This window comes from Micromonospora sediminicola (assembly GCF_900089585.1).
In the GTDB taxonomy this organism is placed as follows: Bacteria; Actinomycetota; Actinomycetes; order Mycobacteriales; family Micromonosporaceae; genus Micromonospora; species Micromonospora sediminicola.
The window spans coordinates 4598292-4610550 of the sequence record NZ_FLRH01000003.1 but is presented as its reverse complement, the minus strand read 5'-3'; the positions used below and the strand labels follow the sequence as shown (position 1 = coordinate 4610550).

10 protein-coding genes are annotated in these 12259 nt (G+C 73.9%); 6 read left to right on the top strand and 4 right to left on the bottom strand.

The genetic code is table 11. The features are described 5' to 3' along the window. Nucleotides 1–29 precede the first annotated feature (29 nt). Nucleotides 30–1499, top strand: a complete 1470-nt coding sequence (locus tag GA0070622_RS21260) for a hypothetical protein (protein WP_141684603.1) — start codon at nucleotides 30–32, stop codon at nucleotides 1497–1499. Between the two features lie 37 nt (nucleotides 1500–1536). Here the strand turns inward: GA0070622_RS21260 and GA0070622_RS21255 are convergent, their stop codons facing one another. Together GA0070622_RS21255 and GA0070622_RS21250 are read right to left on the bottom strand one after the other, a co-directional pair. Further along, nucleotides 1537–3834: an FtsX-like permease family protein gene (locus tag GA0070622_RS21255; RefSeq protein ID WP_091576617.1), complete on the bottom strand. Its 2298-nt coding sequence runs from the start codon at nucleotides 3832–3834 to the stop codon at nucleotides 1537–1539. Then, on the bottom strand, nucleotides 3831–4505 hold the full coding sequence (locus tag GA0070622_RS21250; protein WP_091576614.1) for an ABC transporter ATP-binding protein: 675 nt from the start codon (nucleotides 4503–4505) through the stop codon (nucleotides 3831–3833). The genes GA0070622_RS21255 and GA0070622_RS21250 overlap by 4 nt, the downstream gene beginning before the upstream one ends. 187 nt (nucleotides 4506–4692) lie before the next feature. Between GA0070622_RS21250 and GA0070622_RS21245 the strand changes: the two genes are divergently transcribed. The 3 genes from GA0070622_RS21245 to GA0070622_RS21235 are packed head-to-tail and all read left to right on the top strand — an operon-like array spanning nucleotide 4693 to nucleotide 6851. Next, a complete protein-coding gene (locus GA0070622_RS21245) occupies nucleotides 4693–5946 on the top strand; it encodes a sensor histidine kinase (RefSeq protein WP_091576611.1) in 1254 nt (417 codons plus the stop codon). Further along, nucleotides 5943–6611, top strand: coding sequence for a response regulator (locus GA0070622_RS21240; RefSeq protein ID WP_091576609.1), 669 nt, complete (start codon nucleotides 5943–5945; stop codon nucleotides 6609–6611). Before GA0070622_RS21245 ends, GA0070622_RS21240 begins: the two co-directional genes overlap by 4 nt. A 36-nt stretch (nucleotides 6612–6647) precedes the next feature. Then, the gene (locus GA0070622_RS21235; RefSeq protein WP_245666482.1) at nucleotides 6648–6851 is read left to right on the top strand and encodes a helix-hairpin-helix domain-containing protein; all 204 of its coding nucleotides are present in this window, start codon (nucleotides 6648–6650) and stop codon (nucleotides 6849–6851) included. A 43-nt stretch (nucleotides 6852–6894) separates the two neighbouring features. Here GA0070622_RS21235 and GA0070622_RS21230 read toward each other — a convergent pair whose 3' ends face one another. Further along, nucleotides 6895–8943, bottom strand: coding sequence for an amylo-alpha-1,6-glucosidase (locus GA0070622_RS21230; RefSeq protein WP_091576607.1), 2049 nt, complete (start codon nucleotides 8941–8943; stop codon nucleotides 6895–6897). A 5-nt stretch (nucleotides 8944–8948) separates the two neighbouring features. Continuing rightward, complete coding sequence (locus GA0070622_RS21225; RefSeq protein ID WP_091576605.1) at nucleotides 8949–9305, bottom strand: SCP2 sterol-binding domain-containing protein; 357 nt, start codon at nucleotides 9303–9305, stop codon at nucleotides 8949–8951. Nucleotides 9306–9596: 291 nt separating this feature from the next. On the opposite strand from GA0070622_RS21225, the gene GA0070622_RS21220 reads away from it, so the two are divergent. Beyond that, complete coding sequence (locus tag GA0070622_RS21220) at nucleotides 9597–11258, top strand: cellulose-binding protein (protein WP_245666480.1); 1662 nt, start codon at nucleotides 9597–9599, stop codon at nucleotides 11256–11258. Nucleotides 11259–11395: 137 nt separating this feature from the next. Further along, complete coding sequence (locus GA0070622_RS21215; RefSeq protein ID WP_091577771.1) at nucleotides 11396–12031, top strand: M23 family metallopeptidase; 636 nt, start codon at nucleotides 11396–11398, stop codon at nucleotides 12029–12031. The last annotated feature ends 228 nt before the right edge of the window (nucleotides 12032–12259 follow it).

Sequence of the window (12259 nt, the reverse complement as noted above, 5' to 3'; positions counted from 1 at the left end):
GTGGTGCCGCGGCCGATGGAGGAAGTGGCGTGCGCGCGATCCCCCAGTCCCGTCGACGGATGGCGGTCGGCGTCGTCCTGGTGCTGCTGTCGTCCGGGTGCGGCGCGGGCCCGCCGGACCGCCCCGGCGCGGCTGCGCCCACGACGGTCAGCGCGGACCGCGTCGCCCCACCCTCGACCCCGTCCGCCGGCCGGGCCGGGCTGGGACCCGCGCCCGTCGACTGCCCGCGGCCCGGGTCGGCGCCCCGGTCGTCGAACCGGCTCAGCCCGACCGCCGGGTCCTACCTGGGGCGCGCCGGCGGCACGGCGAGCGCGGTGGACGTGACCCCGGCATGCCAGATCGTGGTCGGTGGGCGGTTCACCGGCCTGCCGGGCGGACCGACGACGACGATCGGTCGGGGTGGCGCCGGCGCGCTGCTGCTGCTCGACGGCACCGGTCGCCGGCTGCTGCGTACCGTCCGGCTGGCCGGCGCGGTCGAGGACCTGGAGGTACGCCGCGGCGGCGGGGAGATCGCCGTGGCGACCGACCGCGGCGCCGTGCTGCTGGACGCGGCCGCCGGGCGGGCGCGCTGGCAGCGCGGCGGGCCGACCAGCCGGGTCGCGGTCGGATCCGCCGGCACGGTCGCGGCCCTGAGTGGTTCCACGGTCACGGTGTACGACCTGGGCGGCGCGACGCTGGCCCGGATGGCGCTGGGCGGCCGCACGGTCAGCGACGTCGCCGTGGACGACCGCAGCGGCCTGGTCTTCGTCAGCGGTTTCCGGCAGACCGGCGGCGCGCGGTGCGTGCCGGTGCAGATCGCGTACGTGCACGCCTACGACCGGCGGGGCGCGCTGCGTTGGCGTGCGTACGACCATCCCGTGGACCGGCTGGGTGACCTGTGCGCGGACAGCCGCGCCGACCGCGTGGCGATGGGCCGGGACGGGCGGTTGTACGTGGCCGGCGAGACCGACGGCGGGAACACGGTCTTCGCGCGTTCGGCCGCCGACCTGGGGCGGCCCGCGCCGAACGTGGTCACCGACGACTTCAGCCGGGCCAGCAACACCGGGAACGCGCACTACACCTACCTCGCGCGCTTCGATCCCGCCTCGGGACGCCAGCTCGCCGGTCAGGCGGTGATCAGCCGCATCGACAGCAAGGGCGACCGGGGCAACACCATCACGCCGCTCGCGGTCACCGCCGACGAGTCCGGTCGGATCTACGCCGGCGGGGTTTCCGCGTACCAGATCGCCGGCCGCGCCCAGGTGACGCTCGGCGGCCGGCGGCTGGCCCCGTACGCCGGTGGTGACGCCTGGGTGCTGGTGCTCTCCGCCGACCTGCGGCGGCGGCTGACCTGGGTGGTGTTCACCGACGGCGGTGCCGGCGTCGTGCGCGGGGTGGCCGTGGCCGGCGGCGTCGCGGCGGCGGCGGCGCAGGTGGACCGGGCCGGCTTCTGGCGCGGGCCCGGTCCGTCCCTCGGCGCCGGCGGCGGCTACCTCGCCGCCTGGCCCGGCCTCGGCTGATCCGCGTCGCGGCGCCACCCGATCCTGGGCGGTCCCGCTACTCGCTGCGCAGCGCCGTCGCCGTCCGGGTCCGGGCCGCCCATCCGGCCGGCAGCAGCGCTCCGAGCAGGGCCGTCACCGGCCCGCCCAACGCCAACGCCGTCAGGAGGACCGGCCCGTACACGTCGAGCAGCGTCTCCGGCAGGCGCAGTCCGCCGCTGGCGGCCATGGCGGGGACGACGAGCCGTTGCATCGCCATGCCGGCGGGTACGCCGAGCAGCCCGCCGAGCAGCCCCACCCCGGCGACGGACGCGACCACCATCGCGATCGTCTGGCCCGGCGTCATGCCGAGTGCCTTGTGGACGCCGAGGTCGTGGACCCGGTCGCGCAGGTCGAGGACGAGCATGTTGAGCACACCGAGCGCGGCCACCGCGAGGAGCAGCAGGGTCAGCGTCGCGGTCAGCCCCTCCACGACCACCAGGAGCGGGTCGGTCTCCGGGCCGGTCGGCTGGGCGGTCAGGGCCTGGGCGGCGAGTGCGCCGGTCAGCCGCTGCGCGTAGTCGCCGGCGTCGGCGCCCGGGGTGAGGGCGATCCGGTACTCGGCCGGCTTCCGGCCGGCGATCGCGGCGGTGTCGGCGATCACGGCCATGGTGGACTCGAAGACCTCGCCGACGATGCGCAGGCGCGCCGGGGCGCCGTCGACGTGGACCGTGACGGTGTCGCCGATCCGGGCTCCGGTCGCCCTCAGCAGGGGACCGCCGGCGACGGCCTCGCCGGGCGCGGTGAACCAGCGTCCCGACACCATCTCGAAGCCGTCCCACGTCGCGTCCCCGGTGATCGCGGTGACGGAGACCGGCTCGGAGACGCCCACCACCGTGCCCGGTGTCTGGACGAGGCCGTACCTCGCCCGGGTGCCCCGCTGGGCGTCGATCGCCGCCAGCACCGCGGCGGGATCGGCGGTGAGCGGGGCGCCGGGTCCGGCGGCGCGGTCGCCGCCCACCGTGACGTCCGCGACGTTCTGGTCGAGGGCGGTCTGGATGCGCAGCAGCGACGCGCCGAGCCCGGTCGCGAACGTCACCGCCGCCGTGCCCGTCGCGACGGCCAGCAGGATCGCGACCGTGGCCACCGGTCGGGTGAACGGGCGGGCCAGGCCGAGCCCCACCGGCCTGGCCACCGGCAGCCGCGCCGCCACACGTGAGGCCCACCGGCCCCGTGCGGGGCCGGACGCCCGTCCGACCGCGATGGCGTCGACGGTGCGCAGCCGGCCGGCCCGCAACGCACCCGCCCACGCGGTCACCGCCACCACGGTCAGCACCCCGGCGGCGGCCAGGGCGGTCACCCACCAGGCGATCGTGGCGTCGGCCGAGCCGTAGAGCTGCTCGGTCTCGGCCAGCACCGGCAGCGCGATCAGGTTGCCGGTGACGGTTCCGGCGACGGCGCCGACGGTGGCCGGCACCAGCGCCTGGGCGACATAGGCGCGGACGACGCCGGCGGGCGTGCAGCCGAGCGCCTTGAGGATGCCGATGCGGCGGGTGGCCGCGCCCACCGTCCCGGCGACCACCGTGCCGACCACCAGCGTGGCCATCACGATGCCGAGCAGCGCGAACGCGACGAGGAACGGCACGAAGACGGCCGCGTCCTCGACGGCCTGCTGTCGCACGTCCAACCAGGACCGGGCGCCGGCGACCGCGTCGGACGGCAACGTCGCGACTACGGCGTCGCGGCCGGTCCCGACCTCCGCCGCGGTGCGCGCGTCGGTGAACCGGTAGAGCATCTGGTAGCCGCCGGCCGTCCCCGGCCCGTCGAGCACGCCGACGGCGGACGGCAGGACCCAGGCGCCGGCGGTGTCGCTGACCGACCGCGCCGTACCGACCACGGTGAAGTCGGCGCCGTCGGGCGTGGCCAGGCGGGAGCCGGGCGGAAGGCGGACGGCGCCGCCGGCCAGTACGATCTCGTCCGGGCGGGCCGGCCACCGCCCGTCGGCCAGCTCGACGCGGTCGACCGGGCCGGCCGGGTCGGCGCGGGCGACGACGGTCAGCGGGGGCAGCCCTATCCCGCCGCGATCGGTGAAGGTGACCACCAGCACCCGGTACGGTCCGGCGGCGGCGACCACGCCGGGCGCCGAGGCCGAGGCGGCGAGCTGCGTCTTCGTCACCGCGCCGGGATTCGTCCGCACGGTCAGGTGGGCTCCCCGCTGGGTCGCGAACGCGTCGTCGAAGGGCGCCGTCGACGCGACCAGCAGCCCGGCGCCGAGCACCGTCGCGGTGACCGCGGCCGCCGTGACGAGCCCGATGACGGCGGTCTGCACCCGGCGACGCCGGAGGCCGGACCGGACGACCCGACCGAGGCCGGTCACGCGTCCCCCTCGACCCGGCCGTCGCGCAGCCGGACGGTGCGGCTGGCGCACGCCTGCGCCAGCCGCAGGTCATGGGTGACGAGCACGATCGTCTGGCCGCTGTGGTGCAGCTCGTCGAGCAGGCGCCGCACGTCCTCGCCGGAGGCGGTGTCCAACGCGCCGGTCGGCTCGTCGGCCAGCAGGAGCGCGGGACGGTTGATCAGGGCGCGGGCGACGGCGACGCGCTGGCGCTCGCCGCCGGAGAGCCGTCCCGGATACGTGTGCGCGTGCCGGGTGATGCCGAGCGAGTCCAGCAGGCGGGCCGCGTGGTCGCGGGACGCGCGGGCCGGGGCGCCGGCCAGCTGGGCGGGCAGCAGCACGTTGTCCAGGACGGTCAGGTCGTCGAGCAGGTTGAAGAACTGGAAGACCAGGCCCACGTGTGCGCGCCGGAAACGGGCCGTGGCGGCCTCGCCGAGGCTCTCCAGTCGCGTGCCGGCGACGGCCACCGTGCCCGCGTCCGGCCGGTCCAGCCCGGCGAGCAGGTTGAGCAGCGTCGACTTCCCGCTGCCGGACGGTCCGAGCACGGCGACGGACTCGCCGGGGTGGACGGTCAGCGACACGTCCCGCAGCGCCGGCGGGCCCTCGCCGTAGCGGCGGGTCACCCCGCGCAGCTGGATCACCGGTTCGCTCATGTGTCGCCCCTCGGGTCAGGCCGGTCGTACGGACGTCGTGACGTTAGGGGCGGGTCCGAGGCTCGGGCATCGGTCCGGCGACGCATCGGCCGTACCGTCGGGGTGGGATCTTCGCCCCGGGTCATCCCTGCGATGTAGTCGCCCTGCACACCGTGGCTGATGCCGGAAACGGCACGCGGCGGCGAGAATGTCGCGTGTGAGGGGCATCGTGGCGACGGGACCGCTGCCGAGGCCGGGTTGGCGGGCGCTGCTGCTCGACGCCGCGCTGGCGGCGGTGCTCGGGCTCGTGTGCTTCCAGGCCGCCACGGACGACGCCGGCGTTCCGCCGCCGCTGCCGCCGCCGTTGCCGCCGCTGGGGACGCTGCCGGAGGTGCGGCCGGCGGAGCCCGGATCGAGTCTCGGGGCGCTGCTGCTGGTCTTCGTCATGTGTGCGCCGCTGGTGCTGCGTCGCCGGTATCCGCTCGCGGTGCTCTGGGCGACGATGGCCGCCGCGTCACTGGTGCTGGCGACGGACGGGACCCGGCAGCCGAACCTGTTCCCGTGTGTGGTGCTGACCTGCCTTGTCGCCGTCTACAGCGCGGCGGCGCACAGCCCGTACCGGCTGCCGGCGTTGGCGTCGGTCCCGGTGGCCGCGCTGCTCGCCATGGGCCTGCGGGAGCTGATGCTCGTCCCGGTGCCGGCGGACCGTCTGCCGTTCGTCCTGCTGGCCCCGCTGGTGGCCGCCGCCGGTGGTCACCACGTGTGGCGACGCCGCGCGGGTGAGGACCAGCAGCGGCTCACCGCCGAGGCCCGCGCCCACGAGGAGGCGTTGCGCGACGCGGTGGCCGGTGAGCGGGCCCGCATCGCCCGCGAACTGCACGACGTCGTGACCCATCATGTGAGCGTGATGGTCATCCAGGCCGGCGCAGCCCGGACGGTGCTCGCCGCCGCACCGGATCAGGCGCGGGAGGCGCTGCTCGCCGTCGAGTCGACCGGCCGGTCCGCGCTGACCGAGCTGCGGCACGTGATGGGCCTGCTGGCCCAGCCCGAACCGGGCGATCCGGAGGACCCCCAGCCCGGGATCGAAGGGCTGCCCGAACTGATCGAACGCGTGCGTGACGCCGGTGTGCCGGTGCGCCTGACCATTTCCGGCCAGCGACGACCGGTCACCTCCGGCGTCGGGTTGACGGCCTACCGGGTGGTGCAGGAGGCGTTGACCAACATGGTCCGGCACGCGCCCGGCGCCGCCGGCACGGTCGTCGTCGAGTACGCGCCGCAGACCCTGCGGATCGAGGTCGGCAACACCGAGCCCGACATCCCGGCCGTGACCGGCCCGACGGGTGGGCGTGGCCTGATCGGGCTGCGGGAGCGGCTCGCCGTCTACGGCGGGACGCTGCGCTCCGGGGCCCGGCCGGGCGCCGGTTACCACGTCGAGGCCCTGATCCCGTGGGAGGCGACATGACGGTGCGGGTGGTGGTCGCCGACGACCAGGCGCTGGTGCGCACCGGGTTCCGGATGATCCTCGCCGCCGGCGGGGTGGACGTGGTGGCCGAGGCGGCAACCGGCGCGGAGGCGGTGGACGCGGTCCGGCGGACCCGGCCCGACGTCGTGCTGATGGACGTGCGCATGCCGGAGGTCGACGGTCTGGAGGCCACCCGCCGCATCCTCACCGGGGCCGCCGCGGCGCCGAGGATCATCATCCTCACCACCTTCGACCTGGACCAGTACGTCTACGCCGCGCTCGCGGCCGGCGCCAGCGGATTCCTGCTCAAGGACGTGACGCCGGAGCACCTGGTCGCGGCCGTACGGATGGTGCAGGACGGTGACGCGCTGCTCGCGCCCGCCATCACCCGCCGCCTGGTGCGCCGCTTCGCCCGCCCGGATCCGCACACGGTGACCGTGCACCGTGATCTGGCCACGCTGACCCCCCGCGAGACGGAGGTCCTGCGCCTGCTCGCCGGTGGTCTGAGCAACGCCGAACTCGCGGGCGCGCTGCACCTGTCCGAGGCGACCGTGAAGACCCACGTCGCCCGGATCCTCGCCAAGCTCGGTCTGCGCGACCGGGTCCAGGCCGTCGTGGTCGCCTACGAGACGGGCCTGGTCAGCCCGGGTTCGCCGGACGACTGAATCAGGAACGCGTACGTGACCTCCTCGTCGGCCATGATGGAGAGCGTGAGTTCTCCCCTGGACACGCTGCCGAAGATCGGTGCGCCGGCGACGCGCGCGTTGCACGACGCCGGCTACACGGCCCTGCGTGAGCTCGCCGGGGTGCCGCGCGCGGAGTTGGCCACGCTGCACGGCATGGGCCCGAAGGCGCTACGGACCATCCAGCACGCGCTCGAGCAGCACAACCTGAGTCTGGGCTAGAACGCGACGCGACGTCTGAAGGTTCCGGGCCGGCGCTGCCCGGTCACGACTCGGCACGATCCGGCCGGTGGCGCGCGAACGCGTCGAGCCGGCCCCAGCGGCCGGGAATGTCGAGCAGGGTGATCCGTTCGAAGGCGGGCGGGAGCGCCGGAGTGGTGGCGAGGTGATCCTCGTGCGGCTCCAGACCGAGCATCGTCCGGATGAGGAGCAGCGACGCGCCGCTGGACCAGGCCTGCGGACTGCCGGCGGTCGGGTAGCGGACCGGGTACCGGGTGGTCCGGCGGTCGAAACCGCCGAACGCCTCGGGCAGCCGGCCCTCGAAGTAGCCCGCCGCCTGGATGATGCCCTCGGCGATGCGCCCCGCCTCGTCGGTCAGGCCGTAGCGGCGCAGGCCCCAGGCGATGAAGGAGTTGTCGAAGGGCCAGACGGTGCCGGTGTGGTAGCCGAGCGGGTTGTAGCGGCGCTGCCCCTCGGCCAGCGTACGGACGCCCCAGCCGGAGAACAGCGCCGGACTCATCAGGTGTTCGGCGACGCGTCCGGCGCGCTCCGGTGGGACGATGCCGCTCCACAGGAGGTGCCCGATGTTGGAGGACAGGCTGTCCACCGGAGTGCCGTCGCCGTCGAGCGCGAGCGCGTAGTAGCCGCGATCGGCCAACCAGAAGTCCCGGTTGAACCGGTCGTACAACTCCGCCGCCTCGCCCTCCAGGCGCTCGGCCAGGGCCGGGTCGCCCCAGAAGGTGCGCGCCAGCCGGGCTGTGCGGATCTTGGCGTCGTAGGCGTAGCCCTGGGTCTCACAGGTCGCTCTGGGGAAGCCCGGCAGCCGGCCGTCGGCGTAGGAGATGCTGTCCCAGGAGTCCTTCCAGCACTGGTTGTCCAGGCCGGTGGACCGGTTGCGGCGTTCGTACGAGACGTAGCCGGTGCCGGTCAGGTCGGCGTGGTGGTCGAGCCAGTCGAGGGCGGCGCGCGCCTCCTGTTCCAGCTCGCACACCAGGGCCGCGTCACCGCTCCACCGCTCGTACTCGTCGAGCAGGACCAGGAAGAGCGGGGTGGCGTCCACGGTCCCGTAGTACGGCGAGTGCGGTTGTTCCTCGAAGGCCGCGGACTCGCCGTACCGCAGTTCGTGCAGGATCCGACCGGGATCCTCCTCCAGCACGTCGTCGGTGCGCGCCCCTTGCAGCGAGGCGAGGATCCGCAGGGTCGTCGGTGCCAGGGACGGCGTGAACGGTAGCGTCTGGAGGCAGGTCAGCAGACTGTCCCGGCCGAAGAGGGTCATGAACCAGGGCAGCCCGGCGGCGGGCACGGTGGCGCCGCCGAGCGAGAGCGGCGCGAACCGCAACGCGGCCAGGTCCACCAGGCTGCGCTCGTAGACCTGTCGCAGCACCGGGCTGTCGGTGTCCAGCGTCGGCGCCGCCGACACCCAGGCCCGTGCGCTGTCCGGCAGGGTGGACGCGTCGGGCCGGAGGGCCCGGGGCCCGGACCGCAGGTCGACGCCGTCGGGCCGCAGCGCCCTCATCTCGGCCCGTATCTCGACGGTCCAACTGGATCCGGCGGCCAGCCGGATCGGGAAGTGGAGGTGTTCCGGTGTGAAGGTCGCCGGTTCACTGGCCGTGAGGACGATCTCCCGCTGGAAGGTGCCCCGACGGTAGCCCAGCCGCAGCTCGTCCGGCGCGGCGTGGGCGTAGCGCTCGCCCACCTTCGTGCCGACGTCGAACTTGATCTCGAAGATGTCGGCGAAGTCGGCGTCCACCTCGAGACGTACGGACAGGTCCAGATCAGACTCGCCGTAGTTGAAGACGGTGACGACCTCCACGAGGTCGGCGCCGATGCGGCGTCGTCGGATCGCGGACACGTCGGCCTCGACGTAGTCCATCCGGCCGCCGGGTACGAGGAAGAACGCCACCTCGAAGTACTGGCTGTCGTCCACGGAGAGGGCGGTCATCCGCTCGCCGTCGACGGTGAGCACCCAGCGCGACAGGTACCGCGTGTCGGCGGCGAACAATCCCACCGGCGCGGCCGACGACGCCTCGATGTCCCCACTGCTGTCGGACACGACGAAGGTGTTGCCGTCGATGCACGACACCGTGCCGGGCACGTCCCTCACGCGCCGCCTCCACCGTGCCGGCCGTTCGCCGCCGGCGCGGGTAGCAGTCGCCCGAGCCGCAGCGCCAGCGCGAGATCCCCGTCGACCATGATCTCCCCCCGGTTGATCGCCGCCAGTCCGTTCATCTCGCCTGCCACCAGCGCCTCGGCCGTCTGCTCGGACATCCTGATCACTGCCGAGGCGGGGCCGTCGTCCTCGGTGACCCGCAGCCGCCCGCGGTCGATGTCGAGCCGCCAGTGGCGCAGGCCCCGCTCTCCCCTGATGTCGAACCGCACGCTGCCGCTGACCCGGACGAGACGGTCGTCCGCGCCGTCGCGGCGCAGACGGTCGAAGAAGGCGTCGATCGACGTCACCCGTGCCTCCTCGCTGCCACTCTGCGGGGTCGTCGCCTACCCGCCTGGTGGCGGCGCTAACGCCGGCCTGCTGCTCCGGAAAGCTCGCCGAGCGGCGGAAGTCGAACCACGGGTGGATTGCGGTGCAACAAACCTGCACATCTCAACTGTTGCCTTGACGGTAAGCGCTTTCTTAGCCTGTGTTTCATCGATGTTTCGGTTCTCGACCAGGGCCGAGGGTGCGCGCGCGAAGCCATGCGCGGCGCCGGACTGTGCGCAGGTCCGGGCCGTGTCGACTCCCGAGGAGACGTAGTGAGAAGCGTAGTGCGACACAGATTTCTTGCCGGCTTCACCGCCGCCGCGGCCACCGCCGCGGTCGCCGCGGTGCTGCCGATGACGTACGCGTCGGGCGCGCTCGACGCGGCGAATTCAACATCGATCATCGCCAATGCTGCGAATCTCAGTATCGGAGCCGGCGCCGACGGCTCCAGCAAGGCTGCCGGCACCAGTTACGGCAATGTGGTGGACGGCGACCTGGGCACCTACTGGTCGCCGGTCGGCACGACCGGGCGCATCTCGGTCAAGTGGGGCTCCGCCACCACGGTGGCCTCGGTCGCCGTCCGGGAGGCGGCCGGCGCGGTCGGGGTGATCGGCTCGTGGCGGATCGTCAACAACGACACCGGGGCCGTCCTGGCCAGTGGCGCCGGAGCGGGGGTCGTCACGTTCGCCGCCACCTCGCTCCGAAAGATCAACTTCGAGATCACCAGCGCGACGGGGACGCCGAGGGTCGCCGAGTTCGAGACGTACGCCCCCGGGGCGACCACCCCGCCGCCGAGCACCCCGCCGCCCACCGGCGGGCCGACCACCCCGCCGCCGAGCACGCCGCCACCGTCGGGCGGCGTGCTGTACGTGGCGCCGACCGGCACCGACGGCGCGGCCGGCACGCAGGCGAACCCGACGACGCTCACCTCCGCGATCGGCCGGATCACCGCCGGCGGCACGATCTGGCTGCGCGGGGGCACCTACCGCTACGCGCAGACCGTCACCATCGGCCAGGGCAACAACGGCACGTCGAGCGCGCGCAAGAACATCTTCGCCTACCCCGGTGAGACCCCGGTCCTGAACTTCTCGGCCCAGAGCGAGGACCCGGCGAACCGCGGCCTGCAGATCGGCGGGTCGTACTGGCACATCCGCGGCCTCGTCGTCGAACGGGCCGGGGACAACGGCATCCTGCTCGCCGGAAACAACAACATCATCGAGCGGGTGGTGACCCGCCACAACCGGGACTCGGGGCTGCAACTGTCCCGACTGGTGGCCAATGCCCCCCGCGACCAGTGGCCCTCGAACAACCTCGTCGTCAGCACCGAGTCGCACGACAACGTCGACTCCGACGGTGAGGACGCCGACGGGTTCGCCCCGAAGCTCACCGTCGGCCCGGGGAACGTCTTCCGCTACACCGTGTCCCACCACAACATCGACGACGGCTACGACCTCTACACCAAGAACGACACCGGGGCGATCGGCCCGGTGACCATCGAGTCCTCCCTCGCCTACGACAACGGCACCCTGAGCAACGGCGGCCAGGCCGGCAACGGCGACCGCAACGGCTTCAAGCTCGGCGGCGAGGACATCGGGGTGAACCACACCGTCCGGGGCAACATCGCCTACCGCAACGGCCAGCACGGGTTCACCTACAACCGCAACCTCGGCTCGATGACGGTGTCGAACAACGCCAGCATCGACAACACCGAGCGCAACTTCACCTTCGACGGCGGCTCCTCGGTGTTCCGGAACAACACCTCCTGCGACGGCGGCTCGAACGACCGGATCGTCGGCAACTCCGACAGCTCGAACCAGTTCTGGTCCGGCACCAACGGATCCCGGTGCTCCTCGTACACCGGAGCCCTGGGCTGGTCCTTCGCGGCCGACGGCCGCCTGGTCGTGACGTTCGGCGGCCGGGTGGTCACCCCCTAGCCGGGCGGACGACGCCGGCGTCACCGCCGCGGTGACGCCGGCGTCGGACGGCGGCCCGGCCCGAGATCGGTCGGCCGGCCGCAACGGCGGGTGGGGGAGCGGCGACGACCGGGCCCGCGCGTGACATGCTCGCCGTGATGACCGCCGAGCGACCGTACGACTCCCGCCCGCGCCGCCGCGCGGTCCGCGTCGCGTCGGTCGTCGGCGTGCTCGCGGCGCTGGTCGCCGCCGCGGTGGTCGTGGTGCCACTGCTGCGGCCGGGTCCACGGCCGGCCTTCCACCTTCCGGTGGCCTGCGGCGAGACGTGGCGGTTGTCCACCTATCCCGGGCACGACGACTACGACGTCGACCTGTTCCCGACCACGGGTGAGGCGTGGGGCCGCCCGGTGCTGGCGTCCGCCGCCGGCACGGTCACCGTGGCGGGGATCAACGGCTCCCTGGGCGGTCGTACCCCGCAGGACCCGGACGGGCCGAAGGGGCGGGGCGGCGGTTACTGGGTCAAGATCGATCATGGTGGACGGTGGGAGACGCAGTACCTGCACCTGCTCGAACCGCCGTCGGTGCGGGCCGGCCAGCGGGTGGCCCGGGGCGACCAGCTCGGACGGGTCGGCAGTACCGGGAACTCCGGCGCGCCGCACCTGCACTACGAGCAGCGTCGGGGCTGGGAGAAGGTGGAGACCCACTTCGACGGCGTGCCGTCCGGGATCACCTCCGACGACCGCGCGTACACGGTGCGGCTCACCAGCGCGAACTGCCCCCCGGCCCGGCGCTGATCCGACCGGGTCGGCGCGTAGCTCCGGGGTTTCCCGTCTGACCGAGGCGCGTGTGCAGGGACGCCGGGCACGGAAAGTTCGACCCTTGGTCCGTCGTGTCTCGTCCCTCGTGCCGGGTAGTCCTGCTCCGGCGGCCGGGCGCCGGGCGACGCCGGTACCGGTGCGGGGTATCCGTGACCGCCGAACATCCCCGGTCGGAGTCGATGGTTGCCGTAATACCCCCTAGGG

Excerpts from the sequence above, each read along its gene's own strand:
- GA0070622_RS21250 (WP_091576614.1), bottom strand. The coding sequence starts at position 4,505 with ATGAGCGAACCGGTGATCCAGCTGCGCGGGGTGACCCGCCGCTACGGC.
- GA0070622_RS21245 (WP_091576611.1), top strand. The coding sequence starts at position 4,693 with ATGTCGCGTGTGAGGGGCATCGTGGCGACGGGACCGCTGCCGAGGCCG.
- GA0070622_RS21240 (WP_091576609.1), top strand. The coding sequence starts at position 5,943 with ATGACGGTGCGGGTGGTGGTCGCCGACGACCAGGCGCTGGTGCGCACC.
- GA0070622_RS21235 (WP_245666482.1), top strand. The coding sequence starts at position 6,648 with ATGGAGAGCGTGAGTTCTCCCCTGGACACGCTGCCGAAGATCGGTGCG.
- GA0070622_RS21215 (WP_091577771.1), top strand. The coding sequence starts at position 11,396 with ATGACCGCCGAGCGACCGTACGACTCCCGCCCGCGCCGCCGCGCGGTC.